The sequence below is a fragment of the Ensifer sp. D2-11 genome, assembly GCF_054161295.1.
Genome location: NZ_CP096434.1, coordinates 1,092,404 through 1,109,734, shown reverse-complemented (window position 1 = coordinate 1,109,734; position 17,331 = coordinate 1,092,404). Strand labels below are relative to the sequence as shown.

Sequence of the window (17,331 nt, the reverse complement as noted above, 5' to 3'; positions counted from 1 at the left end):
CGGCGGCGGCCATCAGGTCCCGCATCGCTGCTGTACACATCAGAAGCTTCAATCATGGATCGCCTTAAACTGCCACCCCGCTCGCAAACGGCCTCTGCGGCGTCAGCTGAGCGTCTGCGCCAGCGCGCAGGCGGTGAAAAGGTCGAGATGTGCGCCGCCGTTGTTCTTGAACACGGTGATCTGGTCGGCGTCGGTGCGGCCCTCGCTCTTTCCCTGGACGAGCTCGAAGAGATCGGCCTTCACGGCATTCCAGGTGATCGCGCCGGACGCGATAGCCTGCGAGAGGTCGCCGCCGCTCTCCATGTTGTTGCGGCTGTCGACGAAGATTGTGCCGCGCGCGAGCGCGGTGTCGTCCGCTTCCCGGAGCGTGGGCAGATAGGCACCGACGAGGTCGAGATGGGTGCCCGGCCGCAGGAGCGCGCCCTTGACCAGCGCCTTGTCCGACATGGTCACGCAGGCCACCACATCGGCGCGTGCGACAGAGCCGTCGAGATCGGTGCTGACTGTAGCGTCGGTGCCTCTGTCGCGCAGCTGCGCGGCGACCGCTTCGGCCCGGGCCGCGGTGCGGTTCCAGATCGAGACCCGGCGCAGCGAGGGCCGCGCTGAAAGATGCGCCTCGGCGAAATGCGGGGCGAGCGCGCCCGCCCCGACGATCAGCAGGTTCTCCACGTCGTCCCTTGCGAGGATGGCCGCACCGAGGGCGGAATCGGCAGCGGTCTTGCGCGCCGTCATGGCCGCGCCGTCCGCGGCGAGCAGCGGCGCGCCAGTCGCCCCGTCGAACAGCGTCACCAGCCCTTGGACGGCGGGCTGGGGGGGATGGAGGGCCGCATTCTGCGGAAAGACACCGACCATCTTCACGACGATCGGCCCGCCGGGCGCCCAACCGGGTAGGGTGACGAACTGGGCGTCACCGCCCGCCGGGTCGCACTGAACGACAACATTAGAGGCGGGCATCGGCCCCCGATGCGCCTTGCGCAACGCCTCGATCAGAAAAGGCCAGGCAAGCGCCGCGTGGACGGAGGCCGCATCGAAAACGTGCATGTCGAACCTTTCAGGTCTTGATCGTGTACGTGACCAGATGGCTTGGAGTGACGAGCTGCGACAGGGCGAGGGGGCGCCCCTCGCCGTCGGTAACGATCTTCTCGATCCGGTAGACCGGCTGGGCGGCGGTCACCATCAGGATGCTGCGCTCGCCGGCCGAGGCGAGGCCGACGTCGATCTGCCGCTCGGCATGGGCCGGCACGATGCCTGCCCTGTCGCGCAGCGCGGCGAAGAAGGAGCCCCCGGCTGCCACCGGCTCGACCACTCCTGGGAAGCGGGCCGCATCGAACCAGAGCGTTTCCAGCGTCATCGGCCGGCCGTCGTCCTCCAGGAGGCGGTCGAATCGGATCAGGGCTTCGGCCTGCAGGCGCTCGCGGAAGGCAGGCGCGTCGGGATTGTCGTCGCGCGCGAGGATGCGATGGCCGGCCTTTCGCCCCAGGCCGTCCATGGTTTCCGAAAAGCCGGAGAGCGAGACGAGCATCTGCCGCACCTTGGCGGGCATGACCACGGTACCGCGGCCCTGCTGCCGCTGCAGCCGGCCGTCGGCGCAAAGCTCGCCGATGGCTCGCCGCAGCGTGATCCGGCTGACGCCGTAGAACGCCATCAGCTCGGGCTCGGCCGGCAGGAAGCTGCCTTCGGCGAACTGGCCGGACTCGATGCCAGCCAGGATCGAACGCCGGACGTGTTCATAGAGTGGCAGGAGGTGTTTTTGGTCGTCCATCCGCCTTCCAGGCTCAATCAGTAGGCGATCTTCTTCATGTAACGCCGCGCCTCGAGCATCTCGTGCTTGCGCAGGTCGGCGATCTTATAGGCGAAATGCCAGAGCGTGTCGAAGAAGATCAGCGGAACGACATTGCCGCGGAAGCGAGGGTCGATGCCGGAGAGATCGAGCTTTTCGGCATCGAGAACCAGGATCTTCTCCGCCGAGCCGAAGCGGTGCAGGAATTCGTCGGCGCGCTCTTCCAGGGGCCGCGTGCTGTCGAGGCCCTTCATGAGAATGAAGGCGCGGTCCGTGTCCAACACCTCGAAGGGGCCGTGGAAGAATTCGTTGGCATGAATCGCCTGGCTGTTGATCCACTGCATCTCCATGAGTACGCAGATTGCGAAGGAATAGGCCGCACCGTAGCTCGCGCCGCTGGCGACCGTATAGATCACATCTTGCTTGGCGAAGCGGGGAGCATAGTCCTCGAACTTCGGCGCGAAGGCCGCCTGGGCGCGGTCGATGGCCGGCTGGAGCGCATGGAGGCTTTCGATCAGCGTTTCCGTCAGATCCTCGCCGCCGGTGAGGGCAACGAGACCCATGACGATCTGGTAGATCCGTGCATAGTTGCTGTCCTTGGCATCGATCGGCACGCCGGTCGTATAAGGCGCCTCGAAGCCGACGACATGGTCTACCGCGTTGGCGAGCGGGGAGGCGGGCTCGACCGTCAGGCCGATGGTTGCCGCCCCTTTCGAGCGGGCGAATTCGGCGGCGGCGGTGGTTTCCTTCGTCGTGCCGGTCATCGAGCAGAGGATGACCAGCGAACTCCGGTCGAGCGAACGCGGAGCGCGGGCGGCGAACTCGGCGGCATTGTAGACGTCCGACGGCAGCGGTGAATGCTGGTCGAGCAGGAACTTGGCCGGGTACATGATCGACAGCGAGCCGCCGCAGGCGACGAAGAAAACATGCTTCACGGATTTCGCGTCGAGGGCGGACAACGCCGCGACGACGCCGGCGTCAAAGGCGGAGGGGAAGGACATGGTCGTACCTTTCTATATGACGTCATAATACGTATTATATTTTCAACTGTCGGGTCAAGCGGGGTTGACACCCGCTGTGAAGTTTTGCGAACGTTCTCACATCCGGCGCTGAAACGCTTTGCCGAAGCGGGAACTTGAACATGGCCCAGATTTACGACACCCTGGTCGTCGGGGGCGGCATTATCGCCGCGGCGGCGGGGCAGCATCTGACGGCGGCGGGCTACCGCACGCTGCTCGTTGAGCGCGACGACTACGGCGCAGGCACGTCCAGCAGGACGTCGCGGCTGCAGCATTGCGGGCTCGGCTATCTTTCGGCTGGCCGCGGGTCCATTGCGGCCCTTCTCGCCCGGCCGCTCGCCGCGATCGAATGCTTCAGCCTCATGCGTCGCGCGATGCAGGGGCGGGCGGAATTCGTCCGCACCGCGCCCGAGCGGGTCAGGCCCGTCACCTTCATCGTTCCCCTGACACGGGAGAACGCCGTTCCCCGCTGGAAGGCGCGCTTTGCCTTTTGGCTGATGGCGGCGAGCGACGGCGGCGCGGTTCCGCTCGACTTTCGCATCCTTTCCGCGAAAGAGGCGCGGGCGCATCCGGCCTTTAAAGGCATGGCGGGGCTCGACGGTATCCGCGGCGCACTGACCTTCACGGAATACCAGTATCACTGGCCCGAGCGGATCGTGGTCGACACGGTGATGAAGGCGCGCGCGATCGGCATGGAAGCGCTGAACCACACGGCGGTGACGGCGCTCGCGCGCGAGGGCGATCTTTGGCGGGTCACGCTGACGGCGGCCGGGGGACCGCGCGACGTGCTCGCGCGTGCGGTGGTCAACTGTGCAGGCGTCTGGGTCGATGAGATCATCGCGATGGCGGGGACGCCGCATATCCGCAAGAACACCGGCGAGAAGGGCACGAACATCGTCCTTCGTTTGCCGGAGAGCCTCCGCGGCATTGGCTTGGAGACCGTCACCGCGGACGGCGCTCCCTTCTACCTGATCCCGTGGGGCGAGCTTCACTATGTTGGCCCATGGGATTCCGCCTCGGACGGCAGGCCCGAAGGTTTTCGCGCGAGCGAGGCGGAGATCGCCGCCATTCTCGACCAACTGGAGCGGCTGTTCCCCGGTCTCGGTCTGCGCCGCCAGCACGTGCTCTATTCCTGGGCCGGCGTGCGGTCGCGCAGCCTCTCAGCCGACGGCAAGGGGTCGGCGCCGGCGGTCCGGGAGCATGACCTCACCGACGAGGGGCTTCCGAATGTCTTCACTTTCACCGGTGGTCTGCTGATGACCCACCGCGATGCAGGGCGGCGGCTCACGCGTGCAGTATCCCGCCGGCTGAAGCCGTCCGGACCTCGACGTCCGCTTGATACCTCCGTCACATTCGTCGGAGGCCTGGACTGCGTCACCGAGGGCTGCGTCGCACATGCAGTGCTTCATGAGCAGGCCCGCACCCTCTCGGACATCCTGCGGCGCCGCCTTTCAGTCGGGTGGGAGCCGGACCTCGGTCTTCGCCATGCGGAAACCGCCGCGCGCCTGGCAGCCCCACATCTGGGCTGGACGCCGGAGGAGACGGCAGCCCAGGTCGCCGGCTTCATCGAGGAAACCGCCGTCGCGTTCGGCTTTCCGCCTCAACCGGTCTGACGTCTTCAAGGGCAATGACGATGCGAAACGTGCAAAACTAAATGAGAACGTTATCATATATTGCAACAGAAATATCCTGATATGCCGTAACGGCGGTGGCGAGCGGAGGAAATGCAATGGCACTCGATGAGCGCAATATCAGCGTAATGAACTTCCACTATGTCCGGCACACGATGGACCGCTTTCTGGCCGACGTGTGCGATGCCGGGATTTCGCGCATCGAGCTCTGGGCGGCCGCCCCGCATTTCTACATCGGCGACAAGACGCTGGCCGAGGCGCGGGCTCTCGGGCGAAAGGTGCGCGCCATGGGCCTCGACATCGTCGCCTTCACGCCCGAACAGTGTATCTACCCCATCAACATATCTGCGAAGGAGCGGGAACTGCGCGACCGTTCGGTGCGCTATTTCCTCGAATCTATGGAGTTCGCCGTCGAGTGCGGCGCACCGGCCTTGCTGGTGACGGCCGGCGGCGGCTATCGCGACGAACCGGCCGCGCAGGCACTAGAGCGCTGCGTCGATTCCATGGGGATCCTCTGCGACCGCGCGCGAAAGCTCGGCCTCGATCTCTGGATGGAGTCGCTGCCGGATTCCTTCGCCAACATCGTTTGCTCGGCGAAGGAGATCCGCTCCCTTATGGACACGCTCGCAAGCCCCGCGCTCCATGCAGTATATGACGTTTCGGGCGCCGTGATGACGCGGGAGAAACCGGAGGACTACTTCACCCATCTCGCCGGCCGCGTCGCGCATGTGCATTTCACCGACGCGGATGCCGGCGGCAGCCACCTTGCCTGGGGCGAAGGCATCATCGATCTCGAGGGGCTGGTCGCCTATCTCCGCAACCAGCGTTACGAGGGTTCGCTGACGATCGAGCTGACCAACTGGAAATACAATGTCGATCCGACCCGGCCCTTGAGGCAATGCGTGGAGTCGATGCGCAAGGCCCTCGGCCCGGCATAGGGAGGGGGAGATGGAGGAACGCAAGCCATCCGGCGGACCGGCGACGGTCGCGCCGGCGAGGACCGACCCGCTGCTGCGGCCGTTGCAGATCGGTCGGCTGACCCTGCGCAACCGGATCATGAGCACCAGCCACGAGACCGCCCTCGACGTGGGCGGCCATCCTCTCGAGGCCTACCAACGCTATCACGAGGAGAAGGCGAAGGGCGGCCTCGCACTGACGATGTTCGGGGGCTCGGCCCGCATCTCCGCGGATACGAGCTGGGGCGGCACTCAGCTCGACGTGTCGAGCGATGCGATCGTTCCGGTTTTCCGGGCATTTTCCGAACGCATCCGTCGCCACGGTGCGGCGGTGATGTGCCAGATCTCGCATGTGGGAAGGCGGGCGAACGCCACGGTCGGCGCCTGGCTTCCGGCGCTCGGCCCCTCCCATTCCCGCGAGGACTACAACCGCGCCTTCGCCCATGAGATGGACCGCCACGACATTGCGCGCATCGTGCGCGAGTTCGGTGCGGCCGCCGGGCGGGCAAAGGAGGGCGGGCTCGACGGCATTGAGATCATGACCGGCGGCCATCTGATCGGGCAGTTCTTGTCGCCGATGGTCAATCGTCGCGAGGATGCGTTCGGTGGCTCACTTGAAAACAGGATGCGGTTTCTTTTCATGGTCTGCGAGGAAATCCGCAGCCAAGTCGGGGCCGACTATCCGCTCGGCATCCGCTACACGATCGATGAGGACCATGCCGATGGCTTATGCTTTCTTGAGGCGGTCGCCGTCGCCAACTTGCTTGAGCGAGCGGGGCTTGTCGACTTCTTCAACTGCATCTTCGGCCGGTTCGACACGCGTCTAAATCTGCTCGTTTACAACATTCCCGACATGACAGCGGCGTCCGCGCCGTGGCTGCGTCGGGTCGGCGCGTTCAAGGCGGAAACGGGTTTGCCGGTCTTTCACGCCGCTAAGATCGCGGATGTCGCAACCGCGCGCTATGCGGTCGATGCGGGGCTGGTCGATATGGTCGGCATGACGCGGGCGCACATGGCCGATCCGCAGATCGTCAACAAGTTGCGTTCGGGCAGACAGGAGCAGATTCGTCCCTGCGTCGGTGCTTCCCACTGCCTCTATCGGCCTGTGCATTGCGTCCACAATCCGGCGACGGGCCGCGAGACCTGGCTCCCACAGGTAATCGAGCGTTCGCCGAATGCTGAGCGCAAAGCGGTCGTCGTGGGCGGCGGGCCGGCAGGGCTGGAGGCCGCGCGGGTGCTGGCCGAGCGGGGCCACCGCGTCGTGCTCCTGGAAGCGGCGAACCGGCTAGGGGGGCAGCTCGTCCTGGCCGCGAAAGTCAGGCTCCGCCGCGACCTGATCGGAATCGTCGATTGGCGCATTGCCGAGCTGGAGCGCCTCGGTGTGGATGCCCGGCTCAATGTCTATGCGGAGGCGCCGGACGTTCTTGCCGAGGCGCCGGATCTCGTTCTCGTCGCCACCGGCGGTATTCCGGATTTCGGTCCTGTTGCGGGGAGCGAGTTGTGCCTAAGCGTCTTCGACGCTCTTGGCGACCCCGGACAGGTCGCGGGCGACGTGCTGATCTATGATGCGACCGGACGCCATCCCGCGCCCTCGGCAGCCGCCGAGATCGCGGCAACCGGTATAACGGTCACTTTCGTCTCCCGTGACCCTTCCATCGCGCCGGAAATGGAGCATCACTCGAGCATTACCTACCGCAAGGCGCTCGCCGGGCACGATGTGCGGGTCCTCCTGGAACACGAACTGGTTTCGGTGCATGCGCGGGAGGGGCGGCGATCGGTGGTATTGCGCCACCTCCTCACGGGCCAGGAACGGCGCGAGAACTATGCCCAGGTCATCGTCGAGCATGGGACAGTCCCAATGAACGACCTCTTCGACGAATTGCGGCCCCTCTCGGCGAACGATGGGGTCACGGAGATCGGAAGCTTGATCGGTCCTGCGCCTCTGCGCCCCCGGCCAACTGCCGGTTTCGAACTGCACCGGATCGGCGACGCCGTCAGCAGCCGGTCGGTTCATGCCGCCATGCTGGATGCCCTCAGACTCGGGGTGCAGTTCTGAAGAGGTCCACTCTTGCGACGGAGGCGCGCCCGACGCCTTCCGTCCGCAGAACGGCGTGGCTCGGTTCTGCGCCATTGCCGTGCAGCCTTACGATCAGCAGCCGGGCCGCTGTCTCTTCGAGGCGGCAAACAGGCTGGCGCACAACGGTGACGGAGGTGTCGTGACGGATGTCCAGTCCGCCTCGTGGAACGATACCACCGACAGGTCGTCCGGAATGCTCACCTTGAATGCCGCCTTGCAGTGCGAACTGGCTGGGACGCTAAAGCGCCTGCGCCTGGTATGTTCATTTCAATTGCTTTGGCCCCCAACGGGCAGAAGCTTCATCGCAGACCATTGCCGGGAGCGAGGCGAATTACTCGAGCAAAAGCGCATCCCGGCTCAATGCCACAGCTCGATGCTGCAATCGAGGATACGGCAAAGCTCTGCGAGCAGGGGCCTGAGGAAGACGAGACGCAGGCTGCCGCCGGTCTCTGATCAGCTTGAAGACCTCTCTCACGGTTGGGAGATCCTGAAGGTGATGGCGATGTCTAGCTCGAAGGCGGGCAAAGATGTCAGGCCGCCGTCAGGAGAGGCATGCGTGAGATCCTTTGTCGGCGTAGAGCAGCCCGGTAGCTCGCCAGCGTGATAAGGGCGCGGTGATTGTGGAGTGGAGGAGGCATTGTCCGCAACCAGGCCATGTGCCAACCTATCCTGTGAACGTTTCAGAGGAGGTGGTGTAATGTTGCGTAGGATTTTACCTTTGGCTGCGATAGCTGCGCTTGGGGTGTTCGATCCTGGGGCTGCAAATGCAGAGCAGGTAGCACTGACTTCGACTGTGAGCGTCAAAAATGATCTCAAGTATCTTTTGTACACGCCGGATGGATACCAGACGTCAACGGAGTCTTATCCTCTCGTTATATGGCTACACGGAGGAGATCAGGGCGGAAGTGATATTAACAAAGTCAAATCGAGCGGGATTCCGAAACTGATCGAAGACGGAAAGAAATTCCCATTCCTTGTCTTTTCTCCCCAAAACCCGAGCGAAGAGCTGCTTTATCCGATTGAGAAAGTGGACGCTGCACTTGAGGAAGTAGCTTCAAAGTATCGCGTTGACCGTTCACGGATCTATGTGGTCGGGTTTAGCCGGGGCGGCTTCGGTGCTTGGGCCTTGGCCCAACAGTTTCCAGACAAGTTCGCCGCTATCGTCCCAATCGCCGGCGGTGGCAATCGGCACTATCTCAATAGAACGAACGAGAAAGCTGCGTTTTGGGTCTTTCATGGCTCAAACGACGGTGTAATTCCGTTATCGGATTCAGTTGTGCTTTATGAACGTCTTAAAGCTCTGGATCGCAATGCTCGACTGACTGTACTGGAAGGTGTCGATCATTCGGGCGTCGAGTGGGCGACCTTGAATGATGCTGAACTCTGGGATTGGCTGCTGAAGCAGCGTCTTGAGGGTGCGCCTCAATAGGATAATGATCGCGCTTGACGACGATGGGAAGGCCGGTGCGATTGTCTTCGAAAGCGGCGAGCCGCACCCGGTCGTTGTTGGTCAGGGAGCCGACACAGCCATAGCGAATCGAGCATCGTCCTCCACCTGGGCAACGACCAGGACTCGCTCGCGCGTCTTCTCGCCGTAGACCTCCTCGGCTTTCCGTTAACGGCGCCATTGTATTTGTTGGTGCCGCTTTCGGCGAGAAGCGCGATGCCGACGCGCGCTCGCGCCAGCAGTGCCGCATCTGCTTCGAAGTCATAGGTCTTCAGCAGTTCTTCGTGGTCGGAAGGCTACCGGCAATCGAAATAAAGCGCTCTGCTGTCGAGCGCCAGGGAGAGGGGGGGTGCGGCTGCATTTGGCCGGACGGGGCGAAGGAAGCTGACCTCTATGAAGGTGACGGGAATATTCCTCGCTTTTGTCAGGGCATCGCTTCGGTCACGGTGTCTTGAACAAGCAAGAAGCGAATGTCGGCCGTTATGATTTTTTACAGATGTTGCAAGTTCGTTGTTACAGCCGAGGCGAGGTGCGGACTCGCGGCCGCTCATGGAGAGATTACAGTACGAAGCAGCGGCTTATCTCGCGCTTGGGCCAGGCCGGCGCAGTGAAGCGGCTGACGCCTTCGGACAGGTTTACGGCGGCGAGCCGACGGTGACCTCGCACCGAGCAACGCTCGTCCCGATGGTCTACGAGGCTCGCCACACCCACGACACGGTCATCAAGACCGGCGACATGCAGATTTACTTCTCGGCGGTGGGTCTCCCCCATCGAGCCGACCGGCGCCGTCGTCACCGCCAATGGACCGACTACGCAATTATCAACGGCGGCCCGGACAGCTACGACGGCATCACGCGTCTTCATCCTCCAGGGACGGATTGCCTCTTAGTCGTCGTCAGGCGCTGCCCATTGGAGCTGGAATAGTATGCTGTCGTCGCGTGACGGAAACCAGCAGTGAGCATCGAGGCCAGCTGTTTCCGCCTCGCCGCTAGGGTCCTTGAGAACGTAGCAACCCGCATACGTCTTCACGGACTTGCAAAGCCTCTCCAGATCCGAATGGCGGACGTTTCTGACGAGAACTGGCTGAAAAAATTCTTCCATTGGTCGCTCCCCTGCGGTCCGGTCAGAGAGAGTATTAACGAAAGCTAATAATGGAAAGATCAAGGCAGAGGGGCGGATTAAGCGGGTCTCCTCGATTTACCGACTAAGCCTTAGTTCTCCTGGACCGAGATGCCGTCCTCGCCGATCTCGATCTCTACGCCGGACCTCGTTTCCTCGCGATAGATGTAAATGCTGAGCCCGATCGTGACCACGACAAGCGCGGCAATAACGAGATAGAGGCCGTTCCGGTTCATACAGGATCCTTTCGATGGTGGGGAATTTGTACCTGGGATTGTGCTATGGAATGGCAATGATCTTCGATGAACTGCACGCAAATTATGAACCTAGGCTTGCCGCTGCCTTTCGTGAGGTGATCGGGAAAATCCGCTCGTGGTGATGGCGCGCGTGGTCGAGCGGCTGGAGCGTGGCGACGTCAATGGCGCCGTCAGGCCATGCAGATTCGAGCCGGAGGCATTCTCCGCGCTTAAGATCGCGCTGCAGGAGGCTTCAACCCCGGCGGCACCAATACAAGTCCCACGTCGCACATCTGTAGCTTCGCCGGCTTTGATCAGGTCAATGCCTCCCATAGGAAGACCGTCAACACGGTTCCAACGACGGTCATCGCGGCCAGCTTTAAAGCTTTGATCCTACGCCTTCTTTTGCCGCTCCAGTCGTAATCCACCTGGTCACCTTGCCGGCAAGGTTGGCCGCCTCAACGGCGGCAGACCTGACCGCCTGTGTGTGAGCGCCAGCCCCGCGGCGAGGTCAGCCGCCCGAAGCGCCCGACCTCTAACCGCCTCCTCCTCGTACGAGACGGCTGAAAGAACTTAGCGCCTAACGCCTGCTGAGGGCCATTAGCCCATCCGTCGTAATCCCACACCCCATAGTCGCAATCAGGAGAAACCAATGGGCGCCATCACCGCTCAGCAGGTTCGCTCTGCCGCAAAAGGCAAAGTGAACGAGAGCAACCTCGCGTCCGTGCTTGTGGCGCTGGACAAGCACGGCGGCCGGTTCGGAATGGATCGACCGCACCGGCTCGCGCAGGTATTTCGCCCCAGCTCACGCATGAAAGCGGCGACTTTCGATACGATCGGGAGATCTGGGGCCCGACCCCAGAGTCATTTGACGAATTTGATGAACGCCCATCGGTTCAAAACGCCGAGTCTGCTGCGCGAAAAATACACGCACCCTTAGTCCGAGAACTCGTTAGTTGGCTGCGGCGCATTGGATTATGCTTCGCGCCCATGAGATTGCCGGGTCCTGCAGGGCCGAAATGCCCCAGAGCAGGGAAAGCTGTGATCGTTTGGGAGGCGCAAGCCGAATGAGCCGCAGATCAGGATGGTAGCGCATGAGCGCTCGAGCGGAGCGGTCCGGCATTGAGGCTATAAGGTCCGTGGCCTCGAGCACATGACCCACGGCGGCATAACTCGGCACAGAGAAAGCTATTTTGCGGTGCTTCCCAGCCCGCGCCAGTTCTATATCGAGGTAGTTCTGGGACGTCGGCCAAGGAAGCGGGTAGACATGTTGTTGCGTCAAGTAGAGCTCGGTTGAGATCCGATCGGAACCCCCATGGAGTGATGAGTGCGGGCCGACCAGAACAACGAGTTCATCCTCCCACAAGATGTCACCATCGACGAGTGACCCGATAGGTGTGGTGCCTCCGACAGAAAAGACGAAGTCTACCCGGCCCGTCGCAAGGTCGGTCTCGTAGCAGCGCCGTGCGAACGGTTCGATTGTGAGCGACCACTGTGGGGCTCGTTCTCGCAATGTCTTCGCCAGCACTGGCAGCAGTGTAACCTCCAAGGCCCCGGGGGAAACGATCCGAAGGTCGCGCATTGACTCGCTTGGCTCGAACGCCGCCTCCAGCGCACTTGGTCGCCCTTTTTCGAGCTCGGCGTCCAATACCAATGTCAAAAGAGACAGTGAACGCTGCAAGCTTTGCGCACGCGCGGTCGGCAGCATCCCTCCGCCCGACCGGACAAACAAAGGGTCCGAGAACATCTTTCTCAGCCGGGTGAGGGCGTGACTGACGGCGGAAGGAGACACAAACAGGCGGTCGGCGGAGCGTGCGACGCTCCGTTCTTCCAACATAACCGCCAGCACCTTCAGAAGGTTGAGATCGATCCTGCGCCAATCCATACAAACTGAACTACATTCAGGTTGAGGTGAGGAGCTATCATTTGGCTCAATTTGCCTGATGTGGCAATAACCGTCTCGAGCGCAACCTCCAAACTGGTGAAGATATGTCAAAATACGTGAGCCTCACCGCTGCGGTCGCAATTCTCGTAGGTGTTGTGCCAAGTCAGTTGATTGCAGGCGGTTTCGTTGACCCAGATCGCCTTCGGGCGGACCTCGCTGCGCTCGCCAGCGCGCATCCCGGGCGAGTCGGCATCTGCGTGCAGGATGAAACCTCGCAACCAGTTTGTGTGAATGGCGAGCAGCGCTTCTCACTGCAGAGCGTGATGAAGGTGGTGGTCGCAGCCGCCGTGATGCAGGCGGTCGACGAAGGTCGCATCGCCTTGGAAGACCGTGTCACCATTCGTCGCGAGGATCTGAGCGTCAACATCCAGCCGATAGCCGACATCGTCGCCGAAAAAGGCGCCTTCGAAACCAATGTCAGGGACCTGGTGCGGCGTGCGGTGGTGGAAAGTGATAGCGCGGCTACCGACGTGCTGATTTCGCACCTTGGAGGCACAAAGGCGGTACAGGCATTTCTCGATTCTTCAGGGCTGCGGGACATAAGAATCGATCGAACGGAGCGAGAGCTCCAAACCGAGACCGAAGGGCTGACCTGGATACCAGAGTTCGTATTCCCGGAGCGCCTTGAACAGGCCCGCAAGGAAATCCCCGAAGAAAAGCGCCTAGCCGCTTTCGAGGCGTACCTCACGGATCCGCGCGACACTGCCACGCCCCGGGACATGGTTGGCTTCCTGCACAGACTGGCGACGGGTCAACTCCTGTCCGTGGCCTCGACCGCTTATCTTCTGGAGGTCATGAATGGGACTATCACTTTTCCTGATCGCTTGCGCGCCGGCGTCCCTTCCGGTTGGACGATCGGACACAAGACAGGAACGAGCCAGACCCGAAACGGCGTCAATGGCGTGACCAACGATGTCGGCATTCTGACCGCCCCCGATAGCAGTCACATCGCCGTAGCTGCATTTGTTGCGGAGTCACGGGCTGGCAAAGACGAGCGTGCCGCCACGATCGCAGCAGCGGCCAGAGCCATTACGGCAGCTTACAAGTAGGTGCGGCGTCGGGAGTGGCGAACCCGACTGACGAGCATCCATGCCGGTGAATGAAGTGGTCGTGCAAATAGGAGCTGGCCGATCGAGGCACGCGTGAGAGCGGCACTCGCCATCATAGGGTTAGGTGGATATGAGGTGCATGGAGACTTTCGTCAGGATTTCGAGGCTTGCCGGAGGGCGAGGAGTAGCCCTTTCTCGGAGCCGAACCGAAAAGCTGATGGACTATCTTCAGAGCATCTTCAGCAAATAGCGGCATCGCATAAAGTGAGTGCCCGCACCTGGGGACGGGGGCGGGCACTCTGAACAGGTTGGGGGACCTGGTGCCGCAGAAATGCGCGGCGCTGTCAAGAACGCATCGCTCGCCGCTTTGTTCCAGGGCTTTCTGGCCTAAAAACAACAACGGCTCCGACGGACTTCCACGGGTAGGAGTGTCATCCACTCGGCCAGACACGGCCTTTGCGGCCTTCTGGCATCCTTCCAATCGCCATGGCTCGACTTTCTTAGGCTCGGTCCGGATGACGGGCATCGCTTTCGGGTGGAGCGGCTTGACGACTGCGGGTTGACCTCGCAGGTGAGAAAGGCGAACAGTTCGTGCTCGCCGGCGCGGGTTCTTCATGGAGCCGCGGGCGCCCTGCCATGGCCTCCGGCCAGCGAAGAAGGCGAGGCGCTGCGTATCGCCGATCGCGAACCAATGGGCCGTCTTCTTAGGATTCGTGTCCTCATATGCGCAGAAGGCAGTCCATGGCGCGAGGCAGCGGCTTTTGTCCGGGGTCGCCGGCAAGGGGGGATCGAGGTTGCGGATGGTGACGCCGTAGTCCGGCCTCCATTGATGAACGTCGGCGGTGATGGCATGCCTCAGATTGATCAGCTCGCACTCGCCAAGACTTTGCGACGCTTAGGCGGACGCGTGAGGGTAAACGCATCCGGTCTTATCCCGCGCTCGATGTCGCGCCAGGTAACCGGAGCCGCGACGGGGAATTCTGAGCGTGCTCTCGGCGAGTAAGTGCCGACGGCTGTCGTACCGCGGCCGTTCCTAAGGTAGTCGAGAAAAAGCTTGCCCGGTCGGTGCGAAAGCTGTGCCGACGTGACGTAGCGATCCGGGTCGGTGCTGGCGAACTGCTGCGCCAAGCGTTTGGCACAGGCATGCGCCGCGTTATGGGTCATCTTCGCAGGCAGAGGGCTCATGAGGTGAACGCCCTTGCCGCCGGTGAGCTTTGGCCATGTCTTGAAGCCCTCCGCCTCAAGGAATTCCCGCAGCCGCAAGGCGGTTTCGACGACGAACGCCCACGACACGCCTTCGCCGGGATCGAGATCGAAGATCAGCGCGTCGGCGTGTTCGATATCGTCGACGGTCGCCGCCCAGGGATGCAGTTCGACCGCGCCGATCTCGACAAGCCCCAGCAATCCGGCGAGGTCGTCGACCCACAGCCGAACCCCGGCGCCGCCCTCTCGTTTCTCGATGCGAAGCTGACGGACCTCGGGCGGGATCGGCGGCAGCGGTCCCTTGTGGTAGAAGGTGGTGCCGTGGATGTGCCTTACGAGCTTCAACGGGCGGCCTCCGAGGAAAAGCAGGGCCCGATCGGCGACGCGCGTCCAGTACTCCGCAAGCTCCTCCTTCGAGGGCACGACGGCCTCCGGCAGCAACTGCAATATGTTCTCTCGCGGGACTCGCATCGACACAGATGCAGCAGTCGGTCGGCGCTTTCCTGCATCCCGCGACCCATCCTGCAACCCTTTGAACACTGGCTCCCGCAGCAGGCCGTCATCCGTCACCCCGCCATAGTCGATCTCAGCGTGGACCTGCGGCTCGACCCAGGTCGCCTTGGGCTTGTTGATCGGATGGGAGAGGGGGCTCTTGCCGATGATCAAGGGATTGAGCCGCTCTCGCACCGCGCGGGCCGTCGTTAAGGTGTAGCCGGTTTGGGCCTTGCCGGCATAGACGAGGCGATCGCCCTGCCAGCGTCCGAGATAAAGCGAGGCAATCCTGCGCGGGTGTGCTCCGAGCTTTTCGACGAAGGCGACGATCGGGAAGGCGTCGCGCTTGGTGCATTTCGTCTTTGTCCAGATTTCCTGCCGGCCCGACCGGTAGGGCGAATCCTTGCGTTTCGAGACAATTCCCTCCAGGCCCATCTTGCAGGCGTGAAGGTAGACCGGCTCTCCCTCTTCGAGTTCGAGATAGTCGACATAGGCGATGGTGCCGGCCGCGGCCCCGAGTAGGTCGCGCAGCACTCGTTTGCGCTCGATCAGCGGCACGCGTCGGAGGTCGTAGCCGTCCAGATAGAGCAGGTCGAACGCTTGAAACGTCAGGTGCAGCGACGAGCGTTTCGCGAGTTCTCGCCGAAGTGCCTGAAAATCGGGAAGCCCGGTCTTGCCGAAGACAGTGACCTCTCCATCCATCACCACGTCATGGCCGGCGAGGTCCTCCGCAGCCGTCGCGACTGCCTTGAATTCCTTCGTCCAATCCAGGCCGGTCCGCGTGTAGATCGTGATTTTGCCGCCATTAATGTGCAACTGCGCTCGATAGCCATCAAGCTTTATCTCATGAACCCACTCTGAGCCATCCGGCGGCCTCTTCTTCAGCGTCGGGTGGCAGGGTTCAATGAATTCGGGGAAGGCGGATTGGGTTGCGCCGAGATCTGCCAGACGATCAACGGGGGACGCAGGCCGTCGACTGCCAACCGCGGCTTTTCGTCCCTGAGCACCATTTGGGGCGCTTTCACGGGGGTGCAGGGCTTTGGCACGCTGCCTCAAGATAGCCCTCCATTTTCGGACCACCATTCAACCCCTCGGAACGGTATTTCGTTCCTGGGCGCGCCTCGGGTGTGGGCAGCGGTCTTTCTCAGGCGCGCGCTCCGCACTTTGGGTGTGAGAATCATCACCAACGTCGCCCGATGGTCGTGTTTTCGGCAGCCGCCGATCGATGCTGTGACGTGAAGCATGACATTGATCGGTTCCAAGGCCAAATCGCTTGTCTGCGAGCCGATACGATCGCATCCCGTTAGTGCGCTGGTGACATTTGCATGTGCTATGAGGTCAGTCGCCGACCGAAGGGCGGCCATGTGAGCGACGGCAATATTGTTAAGTTTATTCGATCCGGAAGCCGCTGAAGATGGCGAAACGCCAGAAGTCGAGGCCAACTCGCGACGAGAATTGATGCACGCCGCGTGTGGCCCCTCTGGACAAAACGATTGCCGTTCTCACTGAATTCCCATCCGCATGCCGAGAGAGGGAAACGGACGATGGCCGCAGGCTCAAACCTTCGGCGGAACCCGGCCAGTGTGATGCACGGGTTCGTCATTGCCGGCACCTTCCGTCCGCTTCTCCCGCTTTTTGGACTGGCCGCTTCGTGCCGGAGGAGCATCGGCGTCTTTGGTGCCGGGTTCGGCCGCTTGATCCGGCAACGGAACGGGTTCGAAATCCATCTCCGGTGGCATTGCCGCCCGCCGGGATGGCGTCTGCTGTTCGGTGAGTTTGCCGTCTTTGGGATCACCCATCGTCGTATTCCTTTCGTGTCGCGGTCTCAACCAACCGCAATCGGTAAGGTTCCGCGCAACGGGGAGAGCGTGTAATGGCCTACCGCATCGCCATCTCCATCCACCCCGATCCGACGCCCAAGCGGAAGCCCACGAAAACAAGGATAATCTGCGTTCAGCGTAGGTGTAGAGCAGCCCGGTGGCTCGCCGCCTATAAGCAGAGGTCACAGGTTTCTAAGCTGTTACTTGGTCGGCTTCACGAGCGAGATGACCCGCGGCTTAGATGGCGCATCCAGCCATTCGATCCACTTGTCCCTTTCCTCGATCGTGTAGAAGAATCGCCAGAGCTTGTACTCTTCTTCGGTGGTCTCCAGCATCTCGCCGATGGGTGCGAGCTCGAGAGGCAGCGTCACCTCGTTTCCGTCGAGGCAAACGAAATAGAGCTCTTCGGCAGCAAGACGGATCACTTGACCAGTGGCGTAACTTCCATCGGGATCATCGACCGTGGAGTACACAACAACGGCTCCGACGGGCCTTCGACGGGTCGCCCTCGCCGCAGTTTGTTGCGGATCATTATCGGGCAGTGCGGAATCGGCTCA

At 62.2% G+C, this 17,331-nt stretch carries 15 protein-coding genes and 4 pseudogenes; 8 read left to right on the top strand and 11 right to left on the bottom strand.

Translation table 11 applies throughout. The features are described 5' to 3' along the window. Nucleotides 1-102: 102 nt before the first annotated feature. Genes M1D34_RS22290 through M1D34_RS22280 form a run of 3 tightly spaced genes read right to left on the bottom strand, consistent with a single transcriptional unit; the run spans nt 103 to nt 2,781 of the window. Nucleotides 103-1,041 carry an ornithine cyclodeaminase gene (locus M1D34_RS22290; RefSeq protein WP_498782108.1) on the bottom strand — a complete coding sequence of 313 codons (939 nt, stop codon included), beginning with the start codon at nt 1,039-1,041 and terminating at the stop codon, nt 103-105. A 10-nt stretch (nt 1,042-1,051) separates the two neighbouring features. Beyond that, on the bottom strand, nt 1,052-1,762 hold the full coding sequence (locus M1D34_RS22285; protein WP_498782106.1) for a GntR family transcriptional regulator: 711 nt from the start codon (nt 1,760-1,762) through the stop codon (nt 1,052-1,054). Nucleotides 1,763-1,779: 17 nt separating this feature from the next. After that, a complete protein-coding gene (locus M1D34_RS22280) occupies nt 1,780-2,781 on the bottom strand; it encodes an SIS domain-containing protein (RefSeq protein WP_498782104.1) in 1,002 nt (333 codons plus the stop codon). Nucleotides 2,782-2,921: 140 nt separating this feature from the next. Between M1D34_RS22280 and M1D34_RS22275 the strand changes: the two genes are divergently transcribed. The 3 genes from M1D34_RS22275 to M1D34_RS22265 all read left to right on the top strand — a co-directional run bounded on the left by M1D34_RS22275 (nt 2,922) and on the right by M1D34_RS22265 (nt 7,442). Further along, on the top strand, nt 2,922-4,412 hold the full coding sequence (locus M1D34_RS22275; protein ID WP_498782102.1) for an FAD-dependent oxidoreductase: 1,491 nt from the start codon (nt 2,922-2,924) through the stop codon (nt 4,410-4,412). A gap of 116 nt (nt 4,413-4,528) precedes the next feature. Next, on the top strand, nt 4,529-5,368 hold the full coding sequence (locus tag M1D34_RS22270; protein ID WP_498782101.1) for a sugar phosphate isomerase/epimerase family protein: 840 nt from the start codon (nt 4,529-4,531) through the stop codon (nt 5,366-5,368). Between the two features lie 10 nt (nt 5,369-5,378). Beyond that, nucleotides 5,379-7,442, top strand: coding sequence for an oxidoreductase (locus tag M1D34_RS22265; protein WP_498782099.1), 2,064 nt, complete (start codon nt 5,379-5,381; stop codon nt 7,440-7,442). On the opposite strand, the pseudogene M1D34_RS22260 reads toward M1D34_RS22265, so the two are convergent. Then, nucleotides 7,420-7,664, bottom strand: a pseudogene (locus M1D34_RS22260) (substrate-binding domain-containing protein); the annotation flags it as partial. The gene M1D34_RS22265 and the pseudogene M1D34_RS22260 sit on opposite strands and share 23 nt — an antisense overlap. A gap of 496 nt (nt 7,665-8,160) precedes the next feature. Between M1D34_RS22260 and M1D34_RS22255 the strand changes: the two are divergent. Beyond that, a complete protein-coding gene (locus M1D34_RS22255) occupies nt 8,161-8,892 on the top strand; it encodes a carboxylesterase family protein (RefSeq protein WP_498782097.1) in 732 nt (243 codons plus the stop codon). 46 nt (nt 8,893-8,938) lie between these two features. Here M1D34_RS22255 and M1D34_RS22250 read toward each other — a convergent pair. Further along, a pseudogene (locus M1D34_RS22250) lies at nt 8,939-9,341 on the bottom strand (capsular polysaccharide export protein, LipB/KpsS family); the annotation flags it as partial. A 98-nt stretch (nt 9,342-9,439) separates the two neighbouring features. Between M1D34_RS22250 and M1D34_RS22245 the strand changes: the two are divergent. Further along, nucleotides 9,440-9,799: pseudogene (locus tag M1D34_RS22245) on the top strand (hypothetical protein). On the opposite strand, the gene M1D34_RS22240 reads toward M1D34_RS22245, so the two are convergent. Next, the gene (locus tag M1D34_RS22240; RefSeq protein ID WP_498782095.1) at nt 9,796-10,011 is read right to left on the bottom strand and encodes a hypothetical protein; all 216 of its coding nucleotides are present in this window, start codon (nt 10,009-10,011) and stop codon (nt 9,796-9,798) included. The pseudogene M1D34_RS22245 and the gene M1D34_RS22240 sit on opposite strands and share 4 nt — an antisense overlap. A gap of 110 nt (nt 10,012-10,121) precedes the next feature. Then, nucleotides 10,122-10,265, bottom strand: a complete 144-nt coding sequence (locus M1D34_RS22235; RefSeq protein ID WP_498782093.1) for a hypothetical protein — start codon at nt 10,263-10,265, stop codon at nt 10,122-10,124. 56 nt (nt 10,266-10,321) lie between these two features. Here M1D34_RS22235 and M1D34_RS22230 point away from each other — a divergent pair. Continuing rightward, a pseudogene (locus M1D34_RS22230) lies at nt 10,322-10,538 on the top strand (head morphogenesis protein); the annotation flags it as partial. Nucleotides 10,539-10,917: 379 nt separating this feature from the next. Beyond that, the gene (locus M1D34_RS22225) at nt 10,918-11,205 is read left to right on the top strand and encodes a hypothetical protein (RefSeq protein ID WP_498782091.1); all 288 of its coding nucleotides are present in this window, start codon (nt 10,918-10,920) and stop codon (nt 11,203-11,205) included. 12 nt (nt 11,206-11,217) lie between these two features. Here the strand turns inward: M1D34_RS22225 and M1D34_RS22220 are convergent, their stop codons facing one another. Beyond that, nucleotides 11,218-12,150, bottom strand: a complete 933-nt coding sequence (locus M1D34_RS22220; protein ID WP_498782089.1) for a LysR family transcriptional regulator — start codon at nt 12,148-12,150, stop codon at nt 11,218-11,220. Nucleotides 12,151-12,254: 104 nt separating this feature from the next. On the opposite strand from M1D34_RS22220, the gene bla reads away from it, so the two are divergent. After that, nucleotides 12,255-13,259, top strand: coding sequence for a class A beta-lactamase (gene bla / locus M1D34_RS22215; protein WP_498782087.1), 1,005 nt, complete (start codon nt 12,255-12,257; stop codon nt 13,257-13,259). An 864-nt stretch (nt 13,260-14,123) separates the two neighbouring features. On the opposite strand, the gene ligD is transcribed toward bla, so the two are convergent. The 3 genes from ligD to M1D34_RS22200 form a co-directional block, all read right to left on the bottom strand. Continuing rightward, the gene (ligD, locus tag M1D34_RS22210; RefSeq protein WP_498782085.1) at nt 14,124-16,010 is read right to left on the bottom strand and encodes a DNA ligase D; all 1,887 of its coding nucleotides are present in this window, start codon (nt 16,008-16,010) and stop codon (nt 14,124-14,126) included. Nucleotides 16,011-16,510: 500 nt separating this feature from the next. After that, nucleotides 16,511-16,753: a hypothetical protein gene (locus M1D34_RS22205; RefSeq protein WP_498782083.1), complete on the bottom strand. Its 243-nt coding sequence runs from the start codon at nt 16,751-16,753 to the stop codon at nt 16,511-16,513. Nucleotides 16,754-16,974: 221 nt separating this feature from the next. Further along, nucleotides 16,975-17,247, bottom strand: coding sequence for a hypothetical protein (locus M1D34_RS22200; RefSeq protein ID WP_498782082.1), 273 nt, complete (start codon nt 17,245-17,247; stop codon nt 16,975-16,977). Nucleotides 17,248-17,331: the final 84 nt, after the last annotated feature.

Bases quoted from the DNA above. Each gene is read 5' to 3' on its own strand.
- M1D34_RS22290 (WP_498782108.1), bottom strand. From the start codon at position 1,041: ATGCACGTTTTCGATGCGGCCTCCGTCCACGCGGCGCTTGCCTGGCCT.
- M1D34_RS22275 (WP_498782102.1), top strand. From the start codon at position 2,922: ATGGCCCAGATTTACGACACCCTGGTCGTCGGGGGCGGCATTATCGCC.
- M1D34_RS22205 (WP_498782083.1), bottom strand. From the start codon at position 16,753: ATGGGTGATCCCAAAGACGGCAAACTCACCGAACAGCAGACGCCATCC.
- M1D34_RS22265 (WP_498782099.1), top strand. From the start codon at position 5,379: ATGGAGGAACGCAAGCCATCCGGCGGACCGGCGACGGTCGCGCCGGCG.
- M1D34_RS22225 (WP_498782091.1), top strand. From the start codon at position 10,918: ATGGGCGCCATCACCGCTCAGCAGGTTCGCTCTGCCGCAAAAGGCAAA.
- M1D34_RS22255 (WP_498782097.1), top strand. From the start codon at position 8,161: ATGTTGCGTAGGATTTTACCTTTGGCTGCGATAGCTGCGCTTGGGGTG.
- M1D34_RS22270 (WP_498782101.1), top strand. From the start codon at position 4,529: ATGGCACTCGATGAGCGCAATATCAGCGTAATGAACTTCCACTATGTC.
- M1D34_RS22220 (WP_498782089.1), bottom strand. From the start codon at position 12,150: ATGGATTGGCGCAGGATCGATCTCAACCTTCTGAAGGTGCTGGCGGTT.
- M1D34_RS22240 (WP_498782095.1), bottom strand. From the start codon at position 10,011: ATGGAAGAATTTTTTCAGCCAGTTCTCGTCAGAAACGTCCGCCATTCG.
- M1D34_RS22280 (WP_498782104.1), bottom strand. From the start codon at position 2,781: ATGTCCTTCCCCTCCGCCTTTGACGCCGGCGTCGTCGCGGCGTTGTCC.
- bla (WP_498782087.1), top strand. From the start codon at position 12,255: ATGTCAAAATACGTGAGCCTCACCGCTGCGGTCGCAATTCTCGTAGGT.
- M1D34_RS22235 (WP_498782093.1), bottom strand. From the start codon at position 10,265: ATGAACCGGAACGGCCTCTATCTCGTTATTGCCGCGCTTGTCGTGGTC.
- M1D34_RS22285 (WP_498782106.1), bottom strand. From the start codon at position 1,762: ATGGACGACCAAAAACACCTCCTGCCACTCTATGAACACGTCCGGCGT.